This is a genomic window from Streptomyces sulphureus DSM 40104 (assembly GCF_000381025.1).
Classification (GTDB): domain Bacteria; phylum Actinomycetota; class Actinomycetes; order Streptomycetales; family Streptomycetaceae; genus Streptomyces; species Streptomyces sulphureus.
Genome location: NZ_KB905825.1, coordinates 1 through 24,849 on the forward strand (window position 1 = coordinate 1; position 24,849 = coordinate 24,849).

The 24,849-nt window shown below is 70.8% G+C and carries 25 protein-coding genes and 2 tRNA genes; 20 read left to right on the forward strand and 7 right to left on the reverse strand.

What is annotated here, in order from left to right:
• From F603_RS0127115 to F603_RS0127155, 9 genes are all read left to right on the forward strand, one after another.
• Window positions 1-501 (forward strand): GTP-binding protein (locus F603_RS0127115; protein WP_019549082.1); only part of this gene is annotated, 501 nt, incomplete at its 5' end.
• A gap of 408 nt (window positions 502-909) precedes the next feature.
• Window positions 910-4,083, forward strand: coding sequence for a nitrate- and nitrite sensing domain-containing protein (locus F603_RS0127120; protein WP_026328753.1), 3,174 nt, complete (start codon window positions 910-912; stop codon window positions 4,081-4,083).
• Window positions 4,084-4,093: 10 nt separating this feature from the next.
• Window positions 4,094-4,507, forward strand: coding sequence for a roadblock/LC7 domain-containing protein (locus F603_RS0127125; protein WP_019549084.1), 414 nt, complete (start codon window positions 4,094-4,096; stop codon window positions 4,505-4,507).
• Window positions 4,508-4,859: 352 nt separating this feature from the next.
• Window positions 4,860-5,567 carry a DUF742 domain-containing protein gene (locus tag F603_RS33045; protein WP_019549085.1) on the forward strand — a complete coding sequence of 236 codons (708 nt, stop codon included), beginning with the start codon at window positions 4,860-4,862 and terminating at the stop codon, window positions 5,565-5,567.
• The gene (locus F603_RS0127135) at window positions 5,548-6,141 is read left to right on the forward strand and encodes a GTP-binding protein (RefSeq protein ID WP_026328755.1); all 594 of its coding nucleotides are present in this window, start codon (window positions 5,548-5,550) and stop codon (window positions 6,139-6,141) included. The genes F603_RS33045 and F603_RS0127135 overlap by 20 nt, the downstream gene beginning before the upstream one ends.
• Window positions 6,142-6,336: 195 nt before the next feature.
• Entirely contained in the window at window positions 6,337-7,119 is a 783-nt protein-coding gene (locus tag F603_RS0127140) for a fumarylacetoacetate hydrolase family protein (RefSeq protein WP_026328756.1), read from the forward strand.
• Window positions 7,112-8,629, forward strand: coding sequence for a glutamate--tRNA ligase (gltX, locus tag F603_RS0127145; protein ID WP_019549088.1), 1,518 nt, complete (start codon window positions 7,112-7,114; stop codon window positions 8,627-8,629). The genes F603_RS0127140 and gltX overlap by 8 nt, the downstream gene beginning before the upstream one ends.
• A gap of 719 nt (window positions 8,630-9,348) precedes the next feature.
• A tRNA-Gln gene (locus F603_RS0127150) sits at window positions 9,349-9,420 on the forward strand.
• A 30-nt stretch (window positions 9,421-9,450) separates the two neighbouring features.
• Window positions 9,451-9,523, forward strand: a tRNA-Glu gene (locus tag F603_RS0127155).
• Window positions 9,524-9,579: 56 nt separating this feature from the next.
• Here F603_RS0127155 and F603_RS0127160 read toward each other — a convergent pair.
• On the reverse strand, window positions 9,580-10,224 hold the full coding sequence (locus tag F603_RS0127160) for a MerR family transcriptional regulator (RefSeq protein ID WP_026328757.1): 645 nt from the start codon (window positions 10,222-10,224) through the stop codon (window positions 9,580-9,582).
• Window positions 10,225-10,384: 160 nt separating this feature from the next.
• Here F603_RS0127160 and F603_RS0127165 point away from each other — a divergent pair, with 160 nt between their 5' ends.
• Window positions 10,385-10,882, forward strand: a complete 498-nt coding sequence (locus tag F603_RS0127165) for a DUF4188 domain-containing protein (RefSeq protein WP_019549090.1) — start codon at window positions 10,385-10,387, stop codon at window positions 10,880-10,882.
• A gap of 74 nt (window positions 10,883-10,956) precedes the next feature.
• On the opposite strand, the gene ndgR is transcribed toward F603_RS0127165, so the two are convergent.
• Window positions 10,957-11,673, reverse strand: a complete 717-nt coding sequence (gene ndgR, locus F603_RS0127170) for an IclR family transcriptional regulator NdgR (RefSeq protein ID WP_026328758.1) — start codon at window positions 11,671-11,673, stop codon at window positions 10,957-10,959.
• Window positions 11,674-11,850: 177 nt separating this feature from the next.
• Between ndgR and leuC the strand changes: the two genes are divergently transcribed.
• The 4 genes from leuC to F603_RS34390 all read left to right on the forward strand — a co-directional run bounded on the left by leuC (window position 11,851) and on the right by F603_RS34390 (window position 15,386).
• Entirely contained in the window at window positions 11,851-13,278 is a 1,428-nt protein-coding gene (leuC, locus tag F603_RS0127175; protein WP_019549092.1) for a 3-isopropylmalate dehydratase large subunit, read from the forward strand.
• Window positions 13,279-13,280: 2 nt separating this feature from the next.
• Window positions 13,281-13,871 (forward strand): 3-isopropylmalate dehydratase small subunit, encoded by a 591-nt coding sequence (gene leuD, locus F603_RS0127180; RefSeq protein ID WP_019549093.1) that lies wholly within the window; start codon window positions 13,281-13,283, stop codon window positions 13,869-13,871.
• 493 nt (window positions 13,872-14,364) lie between these two features.
• Window positions 14,365-14,619: an SCO5555 family protein gene (locus tag F603_RS0127185; protein ID WP_019549094.1), complete on the forward strand. Its 255-nt coding sequence runs from the start codon at window positions 14,365-14,367 to the stop codon at window positions 14,617-14,619.
• 125 nt (window positions 14,620-14,744) lie between these two features.
• On the forward strand, window positions 14,745-15,386 hold the full coding sequence (locus F603_RS34390; RefSeq protein WP_019549095.1) for an HU family DNA-binding protein: 642 nt from the start codon (window positions 14,745-14,747) through the stop codon (window positions 15,384-15,386).
• Window positions 15,387-15,571: 185 nt separating this feature from the next.
• Here the strand turns inward: F603_RS34390 and F603_RS0127195 are convergent, their stop codons facing one another.
• Together F603_RS0127195 and cofC are read right to left on the reverse strand one after the other, a co-directional pair.
• Complete coding sequence (locus F603_RS0127195; protein ID WP_019549096.1) at window positions 15,572-15,775, reverse strand: hypothetical protein; 204 nt, start codon at window positions 15,773-15,775, stop codon at window positions 15,572-15,574.
• Window positions 15,776-15,785: 10 nt separating this feature from the next.
• Entirely contained in the window at window positions 15,786-16,469 is a 684-nt protein-coding gene (gene cofC, locus F603_RS0127200; protein ID WP_019549097.1) for a 2-phospho-L-lactate guanylyltransferase, read from the reverse strand.
• Between the two features lie 276 nt (window positions 16,470-16,745).
• Between cofC and F603_RS0127205 the strand changes: the two genes are divergently transcribed.
• From F603_RS0127205 to F603_RS0127215, 3 genes are all read left to right on the forward strand, one after another.
• Window positions 16,746-17,546 (forward strand): lysophospholipid acyltransferase family protein, encoded by an 801-nt coding sequence (locus tag F603_RS0127205; protein ID WP_019549098.1) that lies wholly within the window; start codon window positions 16,746-16,748, stop codon window positions 17,544-17,546.
• Complete coding sequence (locus tag F603_RS0127210; RefSeq protein WP_019549099.1) at window positions 17,543-18,544, forward strand: NAD(P)H-dependent glycerol-3-phosphate dehydrogenase; 1,002 nt, start codon at window positions 17,543-17,545, stop codon at window positions 18,542-18,544. Before F603_RS0127205 ends, F603_RS0127210 begins: the two co-directional genes overlap by 4 nt.
• 120 nt (window positions 18,545-18,664) lie before the next feature.
• Window positions 18,665-19,801 (forward strand): D-alanine--D-alanine ligase family protein, encoded by a 1,137-nt coding sequence (locus F603_RS0127215; RefSeq protein WP_019549100.1) that lies wholly within the window; start codon window positions 18,665-18,667, stop codon window positions 19,799-19,801.
• Between the two features lie 37 nt (window positions 19,802-19,838).
• Here F603_RS0127215 and F603_RS0127220 read toward each other — a convergent pair whose 3' ends face one another.
• On the reverse strand, window positions 19,839-20,348 hold the full coding sequence (locus F603_RS0127220; RefSeq protein WP_019549101.1) for a DUF3515 domain-containing protein: 510 nt from the start codon (window positions 20,346-20,348) through the stop codon (window positions 19,839-19,841).
• 19 nt (window positions 20,349-20,367) lie between these two features.
• Entirely contained in the window at window positions 20,368-20,601 is a 234-nt protein-coding gene (locus F603_RS0127225; RefSeq protein WP_019549102.1) for an Lrp/AsnC family transcriptional regulator, read from the reverse strand.
• A gap of 153 nt (window positions 20,602-20,754) precedes the next feature.
• Between F603_RS0127225 and F603_RS0127230 the strand changes: the two genes are divergently transcribed.
• Both F603_RS0127230 and thiD read left to right on the forward strand, forming a co-directional pair.
• Window positions 20,755-21,765, forward strand: coding sequence for a thiamine-phosphate kinase (locus tag F603_RS0127230; RefSeq protein ID WP_051096402.1), 1,011 nt, complete (start codon window positions 20,755-20,757; stop codon window positions 21,763-21,765).
• 58 nt (window positions 21,766-21,823) lie between these two features.
• Window positions 21,824-22,639: a bifunctional hydroxymethylpyrimidine kinase/phosphomethylpyrimidine kinase gene (gene thiD / locus F603_RS0127235; protein ID WP_019549104.1), complete on the forward strand. Its 816-nt coding sequence runs from the start codon at window positions 21,824-21,826 to the stop codon at window positions 22,637-22,639.
• Between the two features lie 139 nt (window positions 22,640-22,778).
• On the opposite strand, the gene rpmB is transcribed toward thiD, so the two are convergent.
• Window positions 22,779-22,964 carry a 50S ribosomal protein L28 gene (gene rpmB, locus F603_RS0127240; protein ID WP_016909905.1) on the reverse strand — a complete coding sequence of 62 codons (186 nt, stop codon included), beginning with the start codon at window positions 22,962-22,964 and terminating at the stop codon, window positions 22,779-22,781.
• A gap of 230 nt (window positions 22,965-23,194) precedes the next feature.
• Between rpmB and F603_RS0127245 the strand changes: the two genes are divergently transcribed.
• The gene (locus tag F603_RS0127245) at window positions 23,195-24,817 is read left to right on the forward strand and encodes a DAK2 domain-containing protein (RefSeq protein ID WP_019549105.1); all 1,623 of its coding nucleotides are present in this window, start codon (window positions 23,195-23,197) and stop codon (window positions 24,815-24,817) included.
• The last annotated feature ends 32 nt before the right edge of the window (window positions 24,818-24,849 follow it).

The following is a 24,849-nucleotide window of genomic DNA, read 5'->3' on the forward strand; positions in this document are numbered from 1 at the left end:
GGCAAGACGACCTTCGTCGGCGCGGTCTCGGAGATCAACCCGCTGCGCACCGAGGCGGTGATGACCTCGGCGTCGGCCGGGATCGACGACCTCACCCACACCGCAGGAAAGTCGACGACCACGGTCGCGATGGACTTCGGTCGTATCACTCTCGACGACGACCTGATTCTGTATCTGTTCGGTACGCCGGGGCAGGACCGTTTCTGGTTCATGTGGGACGACTTGGTGCGGGGTGCGATCGGTGCGGTCGTGCTGGTGGATACGCGGCGGTTGGCGGACTGCTTCCCCGCGGTCGACTATTTCGAGAACTCGGGGTTGCCGTTCGTGATCGCCCTCAACGGCTTCGACGGTCATCAGCCCTACGGTCCCGAAGAGGTCCGCGAAGCACTCCAGATCGGCCCGGGCGCCCCCATCATCACGACGGACGCGCGCCACCGTGCCGACGCCAAGAGCGGTCTCATCACCCTCGTCGAGCACGCGCTCCTCGCCCGGCTGCAGTAACCACCCGCCGTGGTCCGTCGGTGTGCACCGCATGTGCAGATCGAGTGGCCGAACAACGAGCAAGTTGCCGTCCGCTGCACGTAGTTGTGCAGATCGGCGGACCACGGCGGTACGCGGAACGTGGTCTTGGCCATCCTCGGCCTCACCTTCATAACGTTTCGATAGTGAAACGCAGCACCATTGAACACTGGTGGCGAGCGGAGTGTTCCCCTCTGCGCACGATCCGCTCACCTTTTGTTCGTGCACGGCCCCAATGCCCGGTTTTCCGGAGCTCCGTGAACGCTTCCCGGTCGGCGAACCGACTGTTTGGAATGCGCAGCCGTGACGTGCTGGAATTCGTGAACTCAGCAGTAGTGACGGCGCGCTGCTGATCACGGGAGCGCTGGGCGCCGAGAGGTGAGAAGTCGAGTGAGGCGAAGCAAGGCGGGGCCTGAGCCGCAGGCCCGGGCGAAGACGCGGGGGAACTTCACCCCGCCGTCGTACACCACGACGCCCTCCGGCAGGTCTTCGGGCACACCCCAGGCGAACACCCCGGCAGGCGACGGGGGGCGAGGCGGCAAGGGCAGCCGCCTGTCCGTGCGCAACTGGCGCGTGGCCACCCGGCTCAACGCGATCCTGCTGCTTCCGGTCCTGGTGGCGCTGGTGCTCGGCGCATTCCGCGTCAACGACTCCATGCAGACGTGGCGCGAGGCCGAGGAGGCACAGCGCACCGCCGAACTGGTGCAGGCGGCCTCGGAATACGGCAACGCCCTCATCAACGAGCGCGACCGCACGGCGCAGCCGCTCCTCAAGGGCGACCGCAACGCATCCGAGATAGACAACCTGCGCAACACCACCGACCAGGCGGCCCGCGACTTCCACAAGGCTGTCGACAACATGCCGGACAAGCCCGGCCTCAAGCGCCGCCTCGCCGCCTTCGAGGCGCACGAGCCGAAGCTGAGCCGTCTCCGCCAGGCCGCCTACACCTCCAGCCTCAGCGGTACGGAAACCGAAGAGGGCTACACCACCATCCAGCACCCGCTGATGGAGTTCGCCAACGAACTCGGCCTCGGCACGGGCAACGTGACCTCCTACGGTCGCACCGTCTACGCCATCTCGCTCGCCAAAGCGGCCGGTTCGCTCACGCGGTCCATCGGCACCCACCTCCTCGTCAAGCCCGGCCCCTCGGCCGCCGACAAGAAGCAGCAGCTCACCGCGTTCGCTTCGTACGCGTACCTGGAGAACATCGCCCTCGGCGAGTACACCTCGGGCGGCCGTCCCGAGGACATGCGGCTTCTCAAGTCGGAGACGGCCAAAGCTGAGCGGGACGGCAAGAAGAAGGTCGCCGAGGCACGGCGGGAGGCACGCTCCAAGGGCGCCCCCTTCGTCACCCCGCCCGACCGCAAGAAGATGATTGCGGCGATCGGGACGGGTGCCGGCGCCGACAAGCTGCGCAGCCAGGGGATCACGGCCGACACCTGGTTCCGGACGGCTTCCGGTACCTTCGAGGCCTACGAGAAGATCGAGCACCAACTCTCCATCGAGGCGGTCGAGGAGACGAGCCAGATCGCCTCGGATGCCAAGCGGGACGCCATCGCCAACTCGGCCCTCGTCCTCCTGGCGCTGCTCCTCGCGTTCGTCATCGCCGGCAAGATGGCGCGCTCGATGAGCCACCAGATGCGCACGCTCCGCACCGCCGCCTTCGACGTGGCCGAGCAGCGCCTGCCGACCCTCGTCGACCAGCTCTCCCGCACGGACCCGGGCAGCGTCGAAACCCGCGTCGAGCCGATGCCCATCGACAGCCGAGACGAGATCGGCGAAGTCGCCCGCGCCTTCGACCAGGTGCACCGCGAGGCCGTCCGCCTCGCCGCCGAGCAGGCCCTGCTGCGTGGCAACGTCAACGCGATCTTCACCAATCTCTCGCGCCGCAACCAGGGGCTGATCGAGCGCCAACTCAACATGATCACGGACATGGAGGAGAACGAGGCCGATCCGGACCAACTGGAGAGCCTCTTCCGGATGGACCACCTCGCGACGCGCATGCGGCGCAACGGTGAGAACCTCCTCGTCCTCGCCGGCGAGGAGCCGGGCCGCCGCTGGGCGGAGCCCGTCCCGCTCGTCGACATCCTGCGCGCCGCCTCCTCCGAGGTGGAGCACTACGAGCGGATCGAACTCTCGGGCTTCCCCGAGACGGAGATCCACGGGCAGGTCGTCAACGACCTCGTGCACCTCCTCGCCGAACTGCTGGAGAACGCCACCTCGTTCTCCTCCCCGCAGACGAAGGTCCGGGTCACCGCCACGCGGCTGCCGGACGGCCGCGTCATGGTGGAGATCCACGACAAGGGCATCGGCCTCACGGCCGAGGACTTCGCGGACATCAACCACAAGCTCGCCAACCCGCCCCACGTCGACGTCGCCGTCTCGCAGCGGATGGGCCTCTTCGTCGTCGGGCGTCTCGCCGACCGGCACGGCATCCGCGTCCAGCTCCGCCCCTCGGGCGAGCAGGCCGGCACCACCTCGCTCGTCATGCTCCCGGACGTGATCACCCACGGTGGCGGCGGCGAGCAGCCGGGCGCCGAGGAGGACTTCACCGTCTCCCGGATCATGGCTGAGCGGACCGTCGAGCCCGACTACGGCGGGGCCGCGCGCTCGGCCGGCGAACTCGGCTTCGACGACGGGCGCTACGAGGTCCCCGCCGATCCGTCGTCGCTCGACCCGGTGAGCCGCTCGCTCTACCGTGAGGAGCGGCGGGCCGCGCTGGAGGGGCATCATGACCCCGCTGTCACCGGCGAGCAGCCGTACGGACAGCAGCCGGGTCTCCCGCAGGGCGGGGCCGCCCAACTCGATGGTGCGCAGGGCGCGATGGGCCCCGGCGAGCACCAGGGCATGCCGCACGGTTACGGCGACCCGTCCGGCTTGCAGGGCCCGCAGGTTCCTCAACAGCAGCCCGATCAACCGCAGTTCGGCGGCGAGCAGCCGCAGCAGCCTGCTGGCGGATACCAGTACGGTCAACTGAACCCCCCTCAAGAACCCTTGTTCCAGGGCGAGTACGCCCCGGGCGGACCGGAAGCGGAAGCTGAACCTAGCGTTTCGAACACCCCGGGTGACCGCGTAGGCTTTGATCACCAAGGGCCGCTACCGAGCACCTACCGCTCCACCACCGAAGCCGGCCTTCCGCGCCGCGAGACCGGGCGGCGTCCGGGCAACGGAGGGCAGAGCGGTCAAGGTGCGCAGCAGCCCGCGCAGGACTCGTCGGTCCCACCGCAGCAGCCCCAGCAGGGGACGCAGCAGTCGGAGGCCGGATCGGACTGGCGGACGCCCAACGACGACCGCTGGAACAAGGCGGGACAGTTGCGCGCACCGCAGGTCGGTGGTGTCACCGACTCCGGCCTGCCGCGCAGAGTGCCCCGAGCCAACCTGGTGGAGGGCACGGCAGAGCAGAATCCGCAGGAGGGGCCGTCGGTCTCTCGTGCTCCCGAGGACGTCCGGGGCAGGCTGAGTAACCTGCATCGGGGCGTGCGCAGGGGGCGCACGGCGGGCGATGCGAATCAGAATGACCGACAGGGCTTCGGCCCCGGCAGCACCTACGATCAGGAGCGTTAGTGTGAGCCCGATGAGCCAGGCGGCGCAGAACCTGAACTGGTTGATCACCAACTTCGTGGACAACACCCCAGGGGTGTCGCACACGGTGGTGGTCTCCGCCGACGGACTTCTGCTTGCGATGTCCGAGGGGTTCCCGCGCGACCGCGCCGACCAGTTGGCGGCGGTGGCATCGGGTCTCACCTCGCTCACCGCGGGCGCCTCCCGCATCTTCGAAGGCGGCAGGGTCAACCAGACGGTGGTGGAGATGGAGCGCGGCTTCCTCTTCATCATGTCGATCTCGGACGGCTCCTCGCTCGCCGTCCTTGCGCACCCGGAGGCCGACATCGGCCTCATCGGGTACGAGATGGCCCTGCTCGTCGACCGCGCCGGGACCGTTCTCACGCCCGACCTGCGCGCCGAGCTTCAGGGCAGCCTCCTCAACTAGCGGGCGGAGGAAGGGGGAACGTGGGATCGAGACCGGAGGGGCTACGCAGCCGGGCGAAGCGGCGCAGCACCGGATACGCGCACCGACCGTTCTGCACCGGTGGACGCCGGACCTGCACAGCTTCCGCACAGATACACCCGAAATCGTCGCGTGTCCGGCGAACCAGCAGCGTCTCCCATGCGTTCCGTTAAATGAGGCCGAGCTCTCAACCGGTAGACAGGCAGTGCGTATTGCGCCCCGGCGCCATACAGTGCGGGGACGCGCTGCGGTACTGCAGTCGCGATTCGGGGGGACGATCCGAGGTCGCGGTGGGAGAACCGGTCCGCACGTCCGTGAGTCGGAGGAGGAGAAAGTGGCAACGCCCCCAGGAAGCCCGTCGCCGTACGGCGACGGCTATGACCAGCGGTCGCAGGGCGGCCAGACGCCGATCTCCGGAGCGGACGCGCCGTTCCCCAACCGCTTCAACTTCCCCTCGTCGCCGAGCGATCAGGCGACCGGCCAGTGGCAGCAGGGCCAGCAGGGCCCGGGCTGGCCAGGCCCGAACGGCCCGCACCAGCCGGGCCCCCCGCAGCAACCGCACTACCCGGGCACTCCCCAACAGCCGTTCCCCCAGGGCCCGCCCGCGCCCTATGAGGAGGGCCCACCCCCGCGCATCGAGCCGACGCCGCCGCCGGCCCCCCAACCGGGCGCCGAGCAGGGCAAGCGCCGCACCGCCCAGCAACGCCTGGTGCGCCCCTACGCCATGACGGGTGGCCGGACCCGTCCCCGCTACCAGCTCGCCATCGAGGCGCTGGTGCACACCACGGCAGCCACCGCTCAGCTCCAGGGTCAACTCCCCGAGCACCAGCGGATCTGCCGCCTGTGCTACGAGATCAAGTCGGTCGCCGAGATCTCCGCACTCCTGTCCATTCCGCTCGGCGTCGCCCGGATTCTCGTCGCCGACCTGGCCGAGGCGGGCCTCGTCGCCATCCATCAGCCCGGCGGCGACGAGACCAACGTCGACGGCCAGCCAGACGTGACATTGCTCGAAAGGGTGCTCAGTGGACTTCGCAAGCTCTAGCGGCGGAACAGTGGGAGGTTCCGGCCGTTCGACCACCTCCGCGAAGATCGTGGTGGCGGGCGGTTTCGGCGTGGGCAAGACGACCTTCGTCGGCGCGGTCTCGGAGATCAACCCGCTGCGCACCGAGGCGGTGATGACCTCGGCGTCGGCCGGGATCGACGACCTCACGCACACGGCGGACAAGACCACCACCACGGTGGCCATGGACTTCGGTCGCATCACCCTCGACCAGGACCTGATTCTGTATCTGTTCGGTACGCCGGGGCAGGACCGTTTCTGGTTCATGTGGGATGACTTGGTGCGGGGTGCGATCGGTGCGGTCGTGCTGGTGGACACGCGGCGGTTGGCGGACTGCTTCCCCGCGGTCGACTATTTCGAGAACTCGGGGTTGCCGTTCGTGATCGCCCTCAACGGCTTCGACGGCTACCAGCCCTACGGCCCCGAGGAGGTCCGCGAGGCGCTCCAGATCGGCCCCGATGCGCCGATCATCACGACGGACGCGCGCCACCGCTCCGACGCCAAGAGCGCGCTGATCACCCTCGTCGAGCACGCCCTCATGGCTCGACTGCGCTGAGCAACAGCGCAACCCCGACGTGTCACGGCCGCATCGCCTCCGGGCATGCGGCCGCACGCTTTCCAGCCCCGTCCCGAGTGTGCCGCCGGATAGCTCCCCGGCGGCTGCCGCGGCCGGTGCGGCCGCCCGCGCGAGCCCGCGGCGAGGTGTCATAGGCTGGAGCGTCAGTTCCGCAGGCCAGTGAAGGACACCCCCGTGCGCATCGCCAGATTCTCCCTCGACGGCACCGTCGGCTTCGGAGTGGTCGAAGGGGACGCGGAGACCGAAGGCGGCCCCGTCCTCGACATCATCAAAGGGCACCCCTTCGCCGAGTTCGAGCGCTCGGGCAAGAAGATCCCGCTCTCCCAGGTCCGCCTGCTTCCGCCGGTCCTGCCCAACAAGGTCGTCGCCGTCGGCCGCAACTACGCCGAGCACGCCAGGGAGTTGGGCAACGAGGTGCCGGACGTCCCGGTCGTCTTCTTCAAGCCCTCCACCTCGGTGAGCGGCCCGGGGGACCCGATCGTCCACCCGTCGTTCTCCTCCGAGGTGCACTACGAGGCCGAGCTCGCCGTCGTCATCGGCCGACTCTGCAAGGACGTCCCGAAGGAGCGCGCGCGGGACGTCGTCCTCGGCTACACCTGCGCCAACGACGTCACCGCGCGCGACGTCCAGCGCAGCGAGGACCAGTGGGCCCGCGCCAAGGGCTTCGACACCTCCTGCCCGCTCGGCCCCTGGACCGAGACCGACCTCGAACCGTCGGACCTCGGCCTGATGTGCACCGTCAACGGTGAACAGCGCCAACTCGGCCGCACGAGCGACATGGTCCGCTCCGTCGAGGACCTGATCGTCCACATCACCGAGGCGATGACGCTCCTGCCCGGCGACGTCATCCTCACCGGCACCCCGGCAGGGGTCGGCCCCCTGCGCGTCGGCGACGAGGTCGCCGTCACCATCGAAGGCATCGGCACTCTCACCAACAAGGTGATCAAGCGTGACTAACGCGAGCAACGTCCGCGTACGTTTCTGTCCCAGCCCGACCGGCAACCCGCACGTCGGCCTCGTCCGTACCGCCCTCTTCAACTGGGCGTACGCGCGGCACACCGGCGGCACCCTGGTCTTCCGCATCGAGGACACGGACGCGGCGCGCGATTCCGAGGAGTCCTACGAGCAGCTCCTCGACTCCCTGCGCTGGCTCGGCCTCAGTTGGGACGAGGGCCCCGCGCCCTTCGACGTCGCCACCGGCGCGGGCGAGGGCGGCCCGCACGCCCCCTACCGCCAGTCGCTCCGCTCCGAGCTCTACCAGGACGTCGCCGCCCGCCTGCTGGAGTCCGGCCGCGCCTACCCCTGCTACTGCACGACCGAGGAGTTGGAGACCCGCCGGGAGCAGGCCCGCAAGGAGGGCCGCCCCTCCGGGTACGACGGCGCCTGCCGCGACCTCACGCCCGAGCAGATCGCCGCCTACGAGGCCGAGGGCCGCACCCACATCGTCCGCTTCCGGATGCCGGACGAGCCGATCACCTTCACCGACCTCGTCCGCGGCGAGATGACCTTCCAGCCCACGAGCGTCCCCGACTACGGCATCGTCCGGGCCAACGGCAAGCCGCTCTACACCCTCGTCAACCCGGTCGACGACGCGCTGATGGAGATCACCCACGTCCTGCGCGGCGAGGACCTCCTCTCCTCGACCCCCCGCCAGATCGCGCTCTACCGGGCGCTGGCGGACCTCGGCGTCGGCAAGGGCATCGTCCCCGAGTTCGGCCACCTCCCGTACGTCATGGGGGAGGGGAACAAGAAGCTCTCCAAGCGGGACCCGCAGTCCTCGCTCAACCTCTACCGCGAGCGCGGCTTCCTCCCCGAGGGGCTGCTCAACTACCTCTCGCTGCTGGGCTGGTCGCTCGCCGAGGACCGCGACATCTTCTCGCTCGACGAGCTGGTCGCCGCCTTCGACGTCCGCGACGTCAACGCCAACCCGGCCCGCTTCGACCTGAAGAAGTGCGAGGCGATCAACGCCACGCACGTCCGCGAGCTCCCCGTCGAGGAGTTCGCGGCCCGCTGCGCACCGTGGCTCCGCGCCCCCTTCGCGCCGTGGCCGCCGGACAACTTCGACCAGGCGGCCTTCGACGCACTCGCCCCGCTCGCGCAGAGCCGCGTCACCGTCCTCTCCGAGATCACCGACAACGTCGACTTCCTCTTCCTCGACGAGCCGGTCTTCGACGAGAAGTCCTGGCAGAAGGCGATGAAGCCGGGCGCGGGCGAACTCCTGCGCACCGCACGGGAGAAGCTCGTCACCACCGCATGGCAGGCGGAGCTGCTCAAGGAGGCCGTCCTCACCGCGGGCGAGGCCCACGGCCTCAAGCTCGGCAAGGCCCAGGCCCCCGTCCGCGTCGCGGTGACGGGCCGCACCGTCGGCCTCCCGCTCTTCGAGTCCCTGGAGGTACTCGGCCGCGAGCGCACCCTGTCCCGCATCGACGCGGCCCTCGCGAAGCTCGCGGAACAGCCGGCGGAGTGACCTGCTTCGGGTCCCGGGGCTGCTGCTCCGGGGCCCGAAGTGCGCACGGGCGAGCGGTGGTTGGCCGGCTCTTCGCACACCGGTGGGCGTGACGCGCGCACACACGTCCCGCCGATCGTCCGCCACCCGACGCCCCAGCTTTCGGCCAACGGCGCCGCGATCAGCAGTCCACAGCCGGACTTCCGGGACGCCGCATTCGCCGCGACTTCGTCACCGCGGGGGGCGACCGCGCCCTCTGTGGTACACAGCAACGTGGTCGTGCAGCCGATGCGTAAGCTTGGAGGGCGCGTTCACGCCCTCGGGATCAGAGGGTGCGTATGCCTCGCGCCTATCAAGCAGTGTGGGGGACTTTCTCCGCTGTCTCACCGCTCTCCGGAGCCCAAGACGGCTGAGGCTTGACGCCGTTGCTGGTGGGCGCACCGGGTGGCGTCCGTAACCGTGGGTGAGCGCTCGCATACAACTGTGGCCGCTCCCGGGGGAGTGGCCGCGGAACCTGGATCACGACTGCTTGTTGGTGACAGATTCCTCACGCTGGGTGATAGACGGCACAGGCTGCCGCGTGGCCGTGCACGCTGCCGGGATCTTGGCTCCCACCTCCAACCCGTTTTGGCGCACCGTCCGCGATCGGGTAATGTTCTATCTGTCGCCGAGGGGGACAGGCCGGAAGGCCGAGAGCCCGGGTGATCATCAAGCAAGACTCCCAAGGGAGTTGAGCATGGTGGGCTATGGTGTAATTGGCAGCACGACTGATTCTGGTTCAGTTAGTCTAGGTTCGAGTCCTGGTAGCCCAGCTCGGTTTACACACACTCTGTGTGATCGATGCCCCCGTTGTGTAGCGGCCTAGCACGCCGCCCTCTCAAGGCGGTAGCGCCGGTTCGAATCCGGTCGGGGGTACTCGACCCAAGGACCCCCGCGGAAGCGGGGGTCTTTTCGTGCGCCCCCCGTGCCCCTCAACTCTCCCCGCCGAACCGGCGGTTGGACTCCTCGGCGTCGGCGATGCGCCGCAGGCTCAGCAGTACCGGTTCGTAGAGCAGCGTCCCGAGCACGGCGGCCTCTATCCGCTTCTCGCTGCCTCCGGCGCCCTGGATGAGGTCGAGGTCGGCTTCGGCCGCGGTCGTGGCGGCCCGTGCGTACGGCAACAGCGTCTCCGTGTCGCAGGGGTAGCCCAGATCCCGGAGCGTGGCGACGGCCCGCAGCAGCATGCGGTACGGCGGGTACCCCTCGCCGGCCGAAAGGCCGAACTCCCAGCCGAGCCGGGACAGTAGCTCCGTAACGGTCCGCTCGACCGCAGGGTCGATGCCGTCCGCCTCGATCCCGACCCCGTCCGGCAGCGAGCTCACCGCGGCCCCGAGGCGGTAGTGCAGCGTGCTCCCCGGGGCGTCGACCGCAGCGAGTACGGCGCGGACGGTGGCGATCGGCATCTTCGCCACCTGGACGAGCGCGCGAACCAGACCGAGCCGCCGCAGGTGCTCCTCGCCGTACTCGGACCGGGTCGTGCTGATGCGCTCGCCCGCCGGCAACAGCCCTTCCCGCAGGTAGTACTTGACCGTCGCGACGGGCACTCCGCTCCGCTCGCTCAACTCCGAAAGTCGCACCCTGAGAACCCTTCACCGCACCGTGGATCGACGGACACCTCCCCGCAGTGCGCAAGTTCGGTAAACCCCCTTGCCAACAACCTTGGAGAGTAGGACTATCCAAGTGTGCGGGATAGCCGCACTATCCAGTATCTGCACAACGTCTGCAAGGGGGAGCACCATGGCGGCAGCGGTGGAGCAAGGACGTCGGACGACGGCCGCCGAAGGGGACGTCGTCGTCTTCCTCGTCGGCATGCGGATCAACCGGCTGCGCGCGCTGCGCCACTGGCTGCCGGTGTTCAAGGTGATGCCGGAGATGCTCAAAGAACTCTCCGCCGATCCGTCCTCGGGCCTGCTCGATGCCCGTATACACCTCGCCGGTCCGCGCGAGTTCGTGGTCGTCCAGTACTGGGAGTCGCGCGAGAAGCTCTACGCCTACGCGGCGGCCCCCGACCGCGGGCACCGCCCCGCCTGGACGGACTTCAACCGCCGGGCACGCAAGGCGCAAGGATGTGTCGGCATCTGGCACGAGACGTATCTGGTGCCTCCGGGGCGCTACGAGTGCGTCTACACCGACATGCCCCGCTACGGCCTCGGCGCCGCGCACGGCACCCAGCCGGTGCAGCGCAGAGGCGAGCGCGCCGCTGAGCGACTGCGCGCCGGCCGGGCCGAGACCTGACGCTCCCAACTGCGTAAGCACGGCCTCCGGTTGCCGGGCGCGGGGCGTGTGCGTCGCACGCCCCGCGCTGTCCGTCAGCCCGTGCGTCGCAGCGCTTCGCTGAGCCGCGCGGCGGCGTCGACGATCGCCTGCGCGTGCATCCGCCCGGGGTGGCGCGTCAGCCGCTCGATCGGTCCGGAGACCGAGACGGCGGCGACGACCCGGTTCGAGGGCCCGCGTACGGGCGCTGAGACGGAGGCCACACCCGGCTCGCGCTCGCCGATCGACTGCGCCCAGCCGCGGCGGCGTACGCCGGAGAGCGCGGTGGCGGTGAATCGCGCGCCCTGAAGCCCGCGATGGAGCCGCTCGGGCTCCTCCCAGGCCATGAGGATCTGGGCGGCCGAACCCGCCTTCATGGGAAGGGTCGAGCCGACGGGCACGGTGTCCCGGAGTCCGGAGAGGCGCTCGGCCGCGGCGACGCAGATGCGCATCTCGCCCTGGCGGCGGTAGAGCTGGGCGCTCTCGCCCGTGATGTCGCGCAGGTGCGTGAGCACCGGGCCTGCCGAGGCGAGGAGCCGGTCCTCGCCGGCTGCTGCGGAGAGTTCGCCGAGCCGGGGTCCGAGTATGAACCGGCCCTGCATGTCGCGCGCGACTATGCGGTGGTGCTCGAGCGCCACCGCAAGCCGGTGCGCTGTGGGGCGCGCAAGACCGGTCGAGGCGACGAGACCCGCGAGGGTTGCCGGACCGGACTCCAGAGCGCTCAGAACCAGAGCTGCCTTGTCGAGAACACCGACGCCACTAGAGTTGTCCATGAAACGATACTCGCGTCTCAAAGTATGAAACGCAAGTTCACGCTTCTACGGAAAGCGCCAATCTGTAGTGACGGCAGCCACCCCGGAGGCGAATACGAGCCACCGCCGCGGGCGGAAATGGGTGGCGCAACTGGTCTCGAGAAGTGGTCGGCACCGCCGCCGGCCGGAGGGATAGCGATGGGACGGACACTCGCGGAGAAAGTCTGGGACGACCATGTCGTCACGCGCGCGGAAGGCGAGCCGGACCTTCTCTTCATCGATCTGCACCTGCTCCACGAGGTCACCAGCCCGCAGGCGTTCGACGGCCTGCGCAAGGCCGGCCGCGAGGTGCGCCGCACCGACCTCACCCTCGCCACCGAGGACCACAACACCCCGACGCTCGACATCGACAAGCCGATCGCCGACCCCGTCTCGCGCACCCAGTTGGAGACGCTCCGCAAGAACTGCGCCGACTTCGGCGTCCGGCTCCACCCGCTCGGCGACGTCGAGCAGGGCGTAGTCCACGTCGTGGGCCCCCAGTTGGGACTCACCCAGCCGGGCACCACGGTCGTCTGCGGGGACAGCCACACCTCGACCCACGGCGCGTTCGGTGCCCTCGCCTTCGGTATCGGCACGAGCCAGGTCGAGCACGTACTCGCCACCCAGACGCTTCCGCTCGCGCCCTTCAAGACGATGGCGGTCACCGTCAACGGCGAACTCCCTGCGGATGTCACGGCGAAGGACCTCATCCTCGCGATCATCGCCAGGATCGGCACGGGCGGCGGCCAGGGATACGTCATCGAGTACCGCGGCGAGGCCATCGAGAAGCTCTCGATGGAAGCGCGGATGACCATCTGCAACATGTCCATCGAGGCGGGCGCCCGCGCCGGCATGATCGCTCCGGACGAGACCACCTTCGCGTACGTCCAGGGCCGCGAGCACGCGCCCGAGGGCGAGGAGTGGGACGCCGCCGTCGCCTACTGGAAGACGCTGCGCACCGACGCCGACGCCGTCTACGACCACGAGGTCGTCATCGAGGCCGACGAGCTCGCCCCGTTCGTCACCTGGGGCACCAACCCCGGCCAGGGCGCGCCCCTTTCGGCCTCCGTGCCCGACCCGGCCTCCTTCGCGGACGAGTCGGCGAAGCTCGCGGCCGAGCGTGCGTTGGAGTACATGGGGCTCGCCGCGGGGCAGCCGCTGCGCGAGGTCCCCGTGGACACCGTCTTCGTCGGTTCCTGCACCAACGGCCGTATCGAGGACCTGCGTTCGGCGGCCCAGGTGCTCGACGGGCGCAGGGTCTCGGGGGATGTACGCATGCTCGTGGTACCGGGTTCCGTACGTGTCGCGCTCCAGGCCGTGGAGGAGGGGCTGGACAAGGTGTTCACCTCGGCGGGTGCCGAATGGCGGCACGCCGGCTGCTCGATGTGCCTCGGCATGAACCCCGACCAGCTCGACCCGGGGGAGCGGGCGGCCTCCACCTCCAACCGCAACTTCGAGGGCAGGCAGGGCAAGGGCGGCCGCACCCACCTCGTCTCGCCGCAGGTGGCCGCCGCCACCGCGGTGCTGGGCCGACTCTCCTCGCCCTCCGACCTCGCCGACGCCCACGAGACCGCAGGAGTCCGCTGATCATGGAAGCCTTCACCACGCACACGGGCCGGGTCGCACCGCTGCGCCGCAGCAACGTCGACACCGACCAGATCATCCCCGCCCACTGGTTGAAGAAGGTCACCAGGGACGGCTTCGAGGGCGGCCTCTTCGAAGCCTGGCGCAAGGACCCGGAGTTCGTCCTCAACCAGGAGGCGTACCAGGGCGCCACGGTGCTCGTCGCGGGCGAGGACTTCGGCACGGGCTCCTCGCGCGAGCACGCCGTCTGGGCGCTCCAGAACTACGGTTTCAAGGCCGTCATCTCCCCCCGGTTCGCCGACATCTTCCGCGGCAACTCCCTCAAGAACGGCCTGCTGACGGTGGTGCTCCCGCAGGAGACCGTCGAGCGGCTGTGGGAGCTGGTCGAGGCCGATCCGGCGACGGAGGTGACCGTCGACCTCCAGGAGCGCGTGGTGCGCGCCCCGGGCGTCGAGGCGTCCTTCGAACTCGACGAGAACTCCCGCTGGCGTCTGCTGGAAGGGCTCGACGACATCAGCCTCACGCTGAAGAACGAGGACGCGATCGCCGCGTACGAGTCCTCGCGTGCGACGTTCAAGCCGCGCACCCTCGCGTGAGCCGGACGATGAGACGTCGGCCGATCTCCGGTCGCAGCAGCGGCAGTTGGCTGCACCGGTGCCTTCCGAGAGGACGGTGAAGCGCGCCCCCGCCACACCGGCGGGGGCGCGCTTCGTGCTGTGTGCGCCGACGAGTTCGTACCCTTCGGGTGGGTCTCCGGTGTGGCGCGGTGCCTCATCGGGCCTTCCCTGCAACGGTCTTGGGGAGTCGTTCGGGCAACGGCCTTGCCGTGTCCGAGACCTGCCTCCCTGGCAGGCGCGGAATGACTTGAAATACTCTTGAGCGTCGTATCAGTTCACAGTAGGGAGCGCCGCTTGTCGCGGAGCCGCCCGGGGTTCTGCTCCGTGCGTCGGATGGCACCTCCAACTAGCCGGGCACGCAGGGCAGTTGGGTCGCGTTCGTGGTGGGGCACCCGTTGCCGCACGCGCAACGCAGGACGCGCGGCGCACCCCGCTGGAAGTCACAACTCACCGCAGATGGCACAATCACCGCATGGAACGCGACGGTCAACTGGAGCTCTACGACCGGCTCGCCGCCCGACTCAAGGAAGCCAACGGGCGCGTCCGTTCGTTGCGTGTGTCGGACGAAGTTCGACTGGCGCTGTTCCGGAAGCTGCTCGTGATCACGGCGGCTTCCAAGCACGATCTGGCCGATGCCGAAAGGCGCCTGGAGCGTCTGATGGTCGACATCGACGAGGGCCGATTCCCCAACGCGCGGGGAGACGTGCGCGCTGACGGAACGCCGTGAAGGTCGAGTTCGTTGCGGCACAAGGGTGATTCGCCCGTTTCGTGTTTGATTTGCGGTATATATCTGCCTAGCGTGCGAAAAAGCTTGAACAGATTCGTTCCGGCAATGTCTCCGAAGGGGAAGACGTGAACAAGGCACAGCTTGTCGAAAGCATCCAAGACCAGCTCGGTGGACGACAGCAGGCGGCCGACGCCGTCGATGTCGTGCTCGACGCGATCGTCCGCTCCGTCGTTCAGGGCGAGCGGGTTTCGGTCACCGGCTTCGGTTCCTTTGAGAAGGTCGACCGTCCGGCGCGTTACGCGCGCAACCCGCAGACCGGTGAGCGGGTGCGGGTCAAGAAGACCTCGGTCCCGCGCTTCCGTGCGGGCGCCGGCTTCAAGGACCTCGTCAGCGGGGCGAAGAAGCTCCCGAAGAACGACGTAGCGGTGAAGAAGGCCCCCAAGGGCAGCCTCTCCAGCGGCACCAGCACGCGGAAGGCCACCGCCAAGAAGGCGTCGGCGAAGAAGGCCCCCGCCAAGAAGACGGCGGCGAAGAAGACCACGGCCAAGAAGAGCACGTCGGCGAGGAAGGGCGCCCAGAAGTCGACGGCGAAGAAGTCGACGGCGAAGAAGGCCCCTGCGAAGAAGACGGCGGCGAAGAAGAGCACCGCTTCGAAGTCGACGGCGAAGAAGGCGCCCGCCAAGAAGAGCACGGCCAAGAAGGCACCGGCGCGCAAGACGGCGGCACGCAAGACCACCGCCAAGAAGTCGACCGCGCGCAGGCGCTGAGCGGTCAACTCCGGGCCGCGGACGAAGCGAAGCGCCGGGCCGGGCTCCCTCGGGGGAGCCCGGCCCGCGGCTTGTGCGTCCGCGGTCTTTTCGTGTGGCGGGGTGCGCCCGGCCGGAGGAGCCTGCGGCGCAAGCGTGTTGAGCGTCTGCTCAGCCGATGCGCGCGGTCCGGTGCCCGCCGCGGCTCACCAGGTGTGCAGCGTGACGAGGGTGATCCGCCGCTTCTCGTCCTCTCCCTCGACGTCGACCCGGACCCGCTGCCCCGGGCGGAGCAGGCGAAGGCCGCCCGCCTCGAAGGCCGCTGCACCGAAGTCGAGCGGGGTGCCGTCGTCGAGCAGCACGCTGCCGGTGCGCGACGCGTCGTCGAAGGTGTACGCGGTGGCCTGCATGGCGCGCAGCCTACCGGGCCGCGGGGCGCGCGGCCGGGCCGGCGCCTGCCGCCCGCCAGGCGTCCGTCCACGGCCCCAGGCCGAGTTCGGCGGCCGCCTCCAGGTCCGCTGCCGTGTCGACGTCCCTGCGGACGCTCTCCACGCCGCCGAGTGTGAGCTCGACAGCGCCCGAAGCGCCGTGCGCCGTACGCGATTCGACGCCGAATGCGGGGGCGAGTTCCATTCCGGGCAAGGCGGACAACAGGGTCGTTCCCTTTTTCTCGGCGTCGGCGAGAAAAGCCCTCGGGAATTGGCCGGCAGCCGTGAGAGCCCTCGCCAATTCCGCGGTGCGCAGCGCGGGCAGGTCCGCGTTGAGGGCCGCCACGGGAGCGGCGGGCGCTGCGGCGCGGGCCGCGGCAGCGCCGTACGCGAGCGCGGCGTTGAGGCCGGCGGCCGGAGCGTCGGGGACCGGCCTCGCGCCGAGCGCCGCGAGTTCCGCCGAGGCGTAGGCGTCGTCCGTGACAACGACCACACTCGCGACGAGCCGGCAGCGCAGCGCGGCGCTCACCGTGTCCTTGGCGAAGGCGAGCACGAGCGCGGGCATACGGCCGCCCCGCGCCGCCGGCGTCAGCCTCGTCTTGGCGCGTGCCAGAGGCTTCAACGGCACCACGAGGCTCCAGCGGGCCGGGGGTTCGGACGGATGCATCGCCGCCATTCTCGCCCGCACCCCGCGTCCGTGGAACGGACCCGGGTTACGGTGTGGTCGGCGCAGCGGAGCGGAGTACACGCTCGACAGGGCGGCATGGGCCGCGCAACACTGCCCTGTGCTTCGCCGGGGAGGTCTCTTCCCGCCCGCAGGGGAGCCGCCCACTCCCGTACTCCCTCGGCCCCGCCGAGAGGTCCGCGCGCCGAGCGGGGAGACGCAACCCGATGCGCTCCGGGGGAGATCCCACGCGGTTGTCGATACGGGCCAAGAGGAGATGGTGTCCGGGTGTCCCGCCACAAAGTCGGTTTCTGGTACCGCCTTGCTGCGGTATTGGCGAAACCGCCGCTCCTGCTGTTCTTCAAGCGTGACTGGCGAGGGACGGAGCACATTCCGAACGACGGCGGATTCCTCACCGTCGTGAACCACAACTCGTATCTCGACCCGCTCTCCTACGCGCACTACCAGTACAACACCGGGCGCGTGCCGCGGTTCCTCGCCAAGGTCGGGCTCTTCAAGAAGGGCTTCGTCGGTGCCGTGATGCGCGGCACGGGCCAGATCCCGGTCTACCGGGAGTCGGCGGACGCGGTGGGCGCGTTCCGCGCGGCCGTCGACGCCGTCGAGCGGGGCGAGTGCGTGGCGTTCTACCCCGAGGGCACGCTCACCAGGGACCCCGACATGTGGCCGATGGTGGGCAAGACGGGCGCGGCGCGGGTGGCGCTGCTCACCAAGGCGCCGGTGATCCCCGTCGCGCAGTGGGGTGCCAACCTCGCGATGCCGCCCTACGCCAAGGAGAAGAAGCTCCGCCTGTTCCCGCGGAAGACGTTCGTCGTGCAGGCCGGACCGCCCGTCGACCTCTCGGAGTTCTACGACAAGGAGCCGACGAGCGAGGTGCTGCGCGCGGCGACCGAGGTGATGATGGACGCGGTCACGGAGCAGCTCGCGCAGGTCAGGGACGAGGAGCCGCCGGCGGAACGCTTCCGCCACCGCAGGGGCGCCGCTCCGCAGCCGAGGCAGCCGTCGCTCGGCGCGGAGCCCGCACACCGCAACGACAGTGCCGCCCCGGCGGCCGAGGGGGAGAACGCGTGACGAAGGCAGCGGTATTCGGCACCGGTTCGTGGGGGACCGCCTTCGCGATGGTGCTCGCCGACGCCGGGTGCGAGGTGGCGCTGTGCGGGCGGCGCACGGAGGTCGCCGACGCGATCAACGGCGCCCGCCGCAACCCCGAGTACTTCCCCGACGTCGAGTTGCCGAGCGGCATCACCGCGACGACCGATCCGGCCTCGGCCGCATCCGGCGCCGAGTTCGCAGTGTTGGCCGTCCCCTCGCAGACGTTGCGCGCCAACCTCGCTGCCTGGAAACCGCTGTTGCCGTCCCAGGCGGTGTTCGTCTCGCTCATGAAGGGCGTCGAACTCGGCACGGCGAAGCGGATGAGCGAGGTCGTGCAGGAAGTCGCCGGCGTGCCGCAGCGGCAGGTCGCCGTCCTCACGGGGCCGAACCTCGCCCGCGAGGTCGCCGCGCGGCAGCCGGCCGCCGCCGTGGCCGCCTGCGCGGACGAGGCCGTCGCCACGAGGTTGCAGCAGGTGTGCCACACGCCGTACTTCCGGCCGTACACCAACACCGACGTCGTCGGGTGCGAGCTCGGCGGTGCCGTGAAGAACGTGATCGCGCTCGCTGTCGGCATCGCGGACGGCATGGGCCTCGGGGACAACGCGAAGGCGTCGCTCATCACCCGCGGCCTCGCCGAGACGGCGCGCCTCGGGCTCGCCATGGGCGCCGACGCGCAGACGTTCGCGGGGCTCGCCGGCATGGGCGACCTCGTCGCCACGTGCTCGTCGCCGCTCTCGCGCAACCACACCTTCGGCACCAACCTCGGCCGGGGCATGACGCTGGAGGAGACGGTCGCCGTCACCAAGCAGACGGCGGAGGGCGTCAAGTCCTGCGAGTCGGTGCGGACCCTGGCGCAGCGGCACGCCGTCGAGATGCCGATCTCGGAGACGGTCGCGGGCATCGTCCACGAGGGGAAGCCGCCGCACGTCGCACTCAAGGAACTGATGGGCCGCAGCGCCAAGCCGGAGCGTGTCTGACGCGCCGGAGCCGGTGAACGGCCCGCGCGTACCGGCGGCTTCGGCCGCACGCGGCACCGGAAGGGACTCGCGCCCTCACCCGCTGACTCGAACTGGCCCACCGGGTAAAGTCGCAGCGATATGAGCAGCCACAGCCCCTCTCCCAAGCCCCGCGTCGCCGTCGTCTTCGGCGGGCGCAGCTCCGAGCACGCGATCTCGGTGGTGACTGCCGGCGCGGTCCTCGCCGCGATCGACCGCGACAAGTACGAGGTGCTACCGATCGGCATCACCGCCGACGGCCGTTGGATGCCCGCTGTGGACGCTCCGGAGCGGATGGCGATCGAGGGGCGGAAGTTGCCCGCCGTCGCCGACGTCGCGGAGTCCGAGCAAGGGGGCGTGGTCCTGCCGCTCAACGCAGGCGAGCGCGAGGTCGTCTACACCGAGCCGGGCGCGGTGCCGAAGACCCTCGGCGAGATCGACGTCGTCTTCCCCGTCCTGCACGGCCCGTACGGCGAGGACGGGACGCTCCAGGGGCTGCTCGAACTCTCCGGGGTGCCCTACGTGGGCGCCGGTGTGCTCGCCTCCTCCGTAGGGATGGACAAGGAGTACATGAAGCGGGTCTTCGAGTCCTTCGCGCTTCCTGTCGGCCCGTACCTCACCGTCCGCCCGCGCGACTGGGAGCAGGACCCGGCCGCTGCGCGCGCGAGGATCGTCGACTTCGCCGCCGAGCACGGCTGGCCGGTCTTCGTGAAGCCGGCGCGCGCCGGCTCCTCCGTCGGCATCACCAAGCTGGAAGGGCTCGCCGGGCTCGACGAGGCCGTCGCCGAAGCGCGCAGGCACGACGCGAAGATCATCGTCGAGGCGCTGCTGAGCGGGCGCGAGATCGAGTGCGGCGTGCTGGAGTTCGAGGACGGACCCCGGGCGAGCCTGCCGGCCGAGATCCCGCCGGTGAGCGAGCACGACTTCTACGACTTCGAGGCGAAGTACATCGACTCCGCCTCCGGCCGCGTGCCCGCCCCGCTCACCGAGGAGGAGACGGCGAAGGTCCGCGAACTCGCCGTCCGCGCCTTCGACGCACTCTCCTGCGAGGGCCTGGCCCGCGTCGACTTCTTCCTCTGCGCGGACGGCGAGTTCGTCATCAACGAGATCAACACCCTCCCCGGGTTCACACCGATCTCGATGTACCCGCGGATGTGGCAGGAGACGGGCGTCCCGTACCCGGAACTCGTCGACCGCCTGATCCAGGCCGCGCTGCGGCGCTCCACCGGCCTGCGCTGAACCCCCAACCTGCGGCGTCCACAGGGCGGTTGACGGCCTAGCGCGTGCGGGGCACCTCGGCGCGCACCGACGCGGCGAGGTCGGTGAGGGCACCGATCTCGGGCGCGTACGCCTCCGGGACGGTGACCTCGACGTACGCGGCGCGGTCGGTCGTCGTGAACCGGTAGCCCTCGTCCTGCTCCTCGATCAGCCAGGAGACGCCGTTCACCTCGGCCGCCTCCGACGTCGGGTTGTACTCTTCTGTGCCTGGTGTCAGCTTCGCCGGCCGGTCGACCCCGCAGCGGAGTTCGATCGCCGGGTCGCCCCAAGCAGCGGTGTAGGGGGAGTCGGTGGCGTCGGTGCTGTGCTCCTCGCCCTCGACCTTTCCCGGCAGCGCATCGTGGAGGCCGCGGCAGACCGTCGCGGCCTTGCCCGAGGGGCTGGGGGCCGCGGGGCTCGCGTCGCTCTCCGTCATCGCGCAGCCGGCGACGGCCGCGAGGAGCAGCGCAGCGCCGAGCGCCGCCCGGGGCGTGCGGGTGCGGCCTGTGCTGCGGTGCGGGATGCTCACGCGGCGAGCATACGGGTGCCTAGAGATGGACGATGGGACAGGTCAGAGTGCGGGTGATGCCGTCCACTTGCTGGACCTTGGCCACCACCATGCGGCCGAGGTCGTCGACCGTCTCCGCCTGCGCGCGCACGACGACGTCGTACGGCCCCGTGACGTCCTCTGCTTGGAGAACTCCGGGCATCTCCGCGATGAACTCGGCAACCGCCGAGGCTTTTCCGACGTCGGTCTGGATCAGGATGTACGCCTGTACCACGGAACCTCCAGGGCGGCGACGAGGATCATGCGGGGCGAGGCAGACACGGTACCGCGCGCGGTGCGGCAGGGGGAGGCCCGCGCAAAGGCGGCCCGTAGCGCTCCGGCGGGGCGGCGCACGGGCACACTCGACGAGCAACGAAGGGGCGACGACATGCAGGAACTGAGCGGGGGCGGCGCAGCCGAGGGCTACGCCGCGGGGCGCAATCCCGGAACGGTGGGCGAACTCGGGGAGTTCGGCCTGATCAGGGAGTTGACCTCCCGGCTCACCTCGACGCCGGCCGTACGCGTCGGACCGGGCGACGACGCCGCCGTCGTCGCCGCACCGGACCGCCGGGTGGTGGCGACGACCGACATCCTGCTGGAGGGCCGGCACTTCAGGCGCGACTGGTCGACGGCGTACGACGTGGGCCGCAAGGCGGCGGCGCAGAACCTTTCCGACATCGCGGCGATGGGCGCGTCACCCACCGCGCTCCTGCTCGGACTGGTCGTCCCCGCCGAACTCCCCGCCAACTGGCCGACGGAGTTGATGGACGGCATCAGGGACGAGGCGGCCGTCGCCTCCGCAGCGGTGGTCGGAGGGGACACCGCACGGGGCGAGACGATCACCGTCTCGATCACGGCCCTCGGCGACCTCCGCAACCGCGAACCCGTCACGCGTTCCGGCGCGCTCCCCGGCGACACGGTGGCGGTCACGGGCTGGCTCGGCTGGTCGGCGGCCGGGCACGCGGTGCTTTCGCGCGGGTTCCGCTCGCCTCGCGCGTTCGTCGAGGCGCACCGCAGGCCCGAACCGCCGTACCACGCGGGTCCCGCGGCGGCCGAGCTCGGCGCCACCGCCATGATCGACGTCAGCGACGGACTCGTCGCCGACCTGGGTCACATCGCCCGCGCGAGCCGGGTCCGGATCGACGTGAAATCGTCCGAACTCGACATCCCCGCGCAGATGCACGACATCGGCCAGGCCGTCGGCGTCGACCCGCTCCAGTGGGTCCTCACCGGCGGCGAGGACCACGCGATCGTCGCCACCTTCCCCGGCGGGCGCAAGCTGCCGGCGCGGTGGCGCCGCATCGGCGAGGTGCTCGCGCCCGCGGTCCGGCCGCAGGTGACCGTCGACGGCGCCGCGTGGGCCCGGGCGGGCGGCTGGGACCACTTCGGCGACGAGTGATCGCCGCCGCCGTACTCCGGGGCCCAACTCACCGAGCCCGCCGGGTAGTCTCGGCGGTGTGCCTGCTCAACCGATCGCCGCAACTCCGCCCCGAGTCCTCACCGTCGCCGGTTCCGACTCGGGCGGAGGCGCGGGCATCCAGGCGGACCTGAAGACGATGCTCGCGCTCGGCACCCACGGCATGAGCGTCGTCGCCGCCGTCACCGCGCAGAACTCCCTCGGGGTGCAGGGGTATTGGGAGCTGCCGGCCGAGGCGGTCGCCGCGCAGTTCCGCAGCGTCGTCGACGACATCGGGGTGCAGGCGGTCAAGACGGGGATGCTCGCCTCGGCCGAACTCGTCGCGCTCGTCGGTGAGTTGCTCGCCGAGGTCGAGGCGCCCGTCGTCGTCGACCCCGTGGGCGTCTCCAAGCACGGCGATTCGCTGCTCGCTGCCGACGCGCTCGACGCCGTACGCGAGCGGCTCCTCCCCGTGGCGACCGTCGTCACCCCCAACCTCGACGAGGTCGCCCAACTCACGGGTGTCCACGTGGAGTCGGAGGAGGGGCTGCGCGAGGCCGCCGAAGCGGTGCTGGCCCACGGGCCGACGTGGGCGCTGATCAAGGGCGGGCATCTCGCCGAGGGCGACGCCGTCGACCTCCTCACCGACGGCCGCGCCGAGTACTGGCTGCGTGCACCGCGCCGCTCCAACCGCCACACGCACGGTACCGGTTGCACCCTGGCGAGCGCGCTCGCCGCGCGCCTCGCCAACGGGGACGCCGTCCCCGAAGCGGCCGCGGCGGCGAAGGAGTACACGGCAGGGGCGATCGCCGCCGGCTTCCGGCTCGGCGCCGGCATCGGGCCCGTCGACCACGGGTGGCGGCTGCGCGGCGAGTGAGCAGCCGCGTGCAGAGGACAACGGGGCCGCGGTGCCTACGGTTCGGCCGTCCGGACAGACAGAAGAGCCGGCCCGTCGGTGACGGGTCGGCTCTCCACAGCGACCAGCGAGGTGGCCGCGCTGCGTTACACGAAGGACGTCAGCGCGAGACCTTGCCGGCCTTGATGCACGAGGTGCAGGCGTTGACACGCTTCGGCGTCCCACCGATCACCGTGCGGACGCGCTGGATGTTGGGGTTCCAGCGGCGCCGGGTGCGGCGGTGCGAGTGGGAGATGTTGTTGCCGAAGCTGGGGCCCTTGCCGCAGACGTCGCAGTTGGCAGCCACGGGGTCACTCCAAAGACTTCAGATGCACGTACGGTCAATCCCGGCCACGCGGAGTCGGGTAGACGACCGGCGGTGACTGGAGATGGTGCCCGATTCAGTAGGGCAACCACCGAAGCATACAACGCCCCCGCAGGCCGGAGGAAACCGGCCGCCCTCGGCCCCCGCGAGGGGCCCCTGTCCGCGGACCCGACGTAGCCTGCCGGGGACCGCCGACGAAGGAAGGGCCCCACGTGCCGCACCCGCTCGACCCCGACGCCGTACGCCGCTGGTGCACCGCCGCCCGTACCGCGTTGGAAGCGGCCCGCACCGAGATCGACGCGATCAACGTCTTCCCCGTCGCCGACGGGGACACCGGCACCAATCTGGCCCGCACCTTCGCGGCGGCTGCCGCTGCCCTCCCCGCACAGGACGGCGCCACCGCGTCCGAGGCCGTGCGTGCGATGGCGCGCGGCGCGCTCCTCGGCGCCTGCGGCAACTCGGGGACGATCCTCGCCCAGTACCTCCGCGGCCTCGCGCTCGGCCTCGACGCTGCCCAACCGCAGGGCGACCCGGGCCACTTGCTCGCCGCCGCGCTGCGCCGGGCCGCAGACGCCGCCTACGAAGCGGTGGCCCACCCCGTCGAGGGCACGATGCTCACCGTCGCGTCGGCGGCCGCCACCGCGGCGGAGGAGAGCAGGGACCAACGGCCCGCACTCGTCGCGGGCGCCGCCTGCCGTGGCGCCGCCGCCGCACTCGCCGCCACCACCGAGCAGTTGGGCGCCCTCGCCGCCGCCGAGGTCGTCGACGCCGGAGGCACGGGCCTGCTCGCCGTCCTCGGCGCCCTCCGGCAGGCGCTCGGCGGGGCGCCGCTGCCGGAGACCCCGCCGAACTCCGGCCCCGCGCAGCCCGGTTCGTCGCCCGACGCCGACGTTCCCGCAGGCGCACCCGCGTACGAGGTGATGTACCTCCTCGAGACCGGAGCCGAGGAGGTCGCGGCGCTCCGTGCCCGGCTCGACCCGCTCGGCGACTCCCTAGTCGTCGGCGGCGGCGACGGACTGTGGAGCGTCCACGTGCACGTCCACGATGCGGGCGCCGCCGTCGAAGCGGCGCTCGACGCGGGACGTCCCCGGCGCATCCGCATCGCGCACCTCGGCGCCGGCTGCGGCGCCCCCGATACGGCCCCCGGCGCACGCCGGCACGAGGGCACCGAGCGCGGTCCGGCGCCGCGTGCGGTCGTCGCGGTCGTGCCCGGCGAGGGCCTCGCCGGACTGTGCACGGAGGCCGGAGCGGCCGTCGTCCCCGCCGCCGAGGCCGACGAACCCGCGCTGCTCGACGCGCTCCGCGCCACAGGCGCAGGGCAGGCGGTGCTGCTCCCCAACGACACCGAGCTCCACACGGTGGCGGCGCGCGCGGCCGCCGCCGCTCGCGAGGCCGGCATCCGGACCGCCGTGATCCCGACCCGCGCCGCCGTCCAGGGCCTCGCCGCGCTCGCCGTGCACGCGTCGGAACTCCGCTTCGACGAGGACGTGGTCGCCATGACCTCGGCCGCCGGCGCCACCCGCTACGGCGAGGTCGCCGTGGCCGCCCACCGCTCCTGGACGACGGCCGGCGTGTGCCAGGCGGGGGACGTGCTCGGCCTCGTCGAGGGCGACGTCGCCCTGATCGGCGGCGGGATCGCCGAAGTCGCCGACGAGGTGGTGGACCGCATGCTCGCCGCGGGGGGCGAGCTGGTGACGCTGGTGACGGGCTCCGAGGCGCCCGCGGGGCTCGGCGAGCGGCTGCGGGGGCGGGTGCGCACCCGGCACCTCGGCGTCGACACCGTGGTCTACGAGGGGAGGCAGCACACCTCGCCGCTCCTCGTCGGCGTCGAGTAGCCGTACCGTCGCCCCCCGTCTGTCGGTGGTAT

Bases quoted from the DNA above. Each gene is read 5' to 3' on its own strand.
- leuD (WP_019549093.1), top strand. From the start codon at position 13,281: ATGGAAGCCTTCACCACGCACACGGGCCGGGTCGCACCGCTGCGCCGC.
- cofC (WP_019549097.1), bottom strand. From the start codon at position 16,469: ATGGCGGCGATGCATCCGTCCGAACCCCCGGCCCGCTGGAGCCTCGTG.
- F603_RS0127215 (WP_019549100.1), top strand. From the start codon at position 18,665: ATGAGCAGCCACAGCCCCTCTCCCAAGCCCCGCGTCGCCGTCGTCTTC.
- F603_RS0127195 (WP_019549096.1), bottom strand. From the start codon at position 15,775: ATGCAGGCCACCGCGTACACCTTCGACGACGCGTCGCGCACCGGCAGC.
- F603_RS0127165 (WP_019549090.1), top strand. From the start codon at position 10,385: ATGGCGGCAGCGGTGGAGCAAGGACGTCGGACGACGGCCGCCGAAGGG.
- ndgR (WP_026328758.1), bottom strand. From the start codon at position 11,673: ATGGACAACTCTAGTGGCGTCGGTGTTCTCGACAAGGCAGCTCTGGTT.
- leuC (WP_019549092.1), top strand. From the start codon at position 11,851: ATGGGACGGACACTCGCGGAGAAAGTCTGGGACGACCATGTCGTCACG.
- F603_RS0127230 (WP_051096402.1), top strand. From the start codon at position 20,755: ATGCAGGAACTGAGCGGGGGCGGCGCAGCCGAGGGCTACGCCGCGGGG.
- F603_RS0127185 (WP_019549094.1), top strand. From the start codon at position 14,365: ATGGAACGCGACGGTCAACTGGAGCTCTACGACCGGCTCGCCGCCCGA.
- F603_RS0127125 (WP_019549084.1), top strand. From the start codon at position 4,094: ATGAGCCAGGCGGCGCAGAACCTGAACTGGTTGATCACCAACTTCGTG.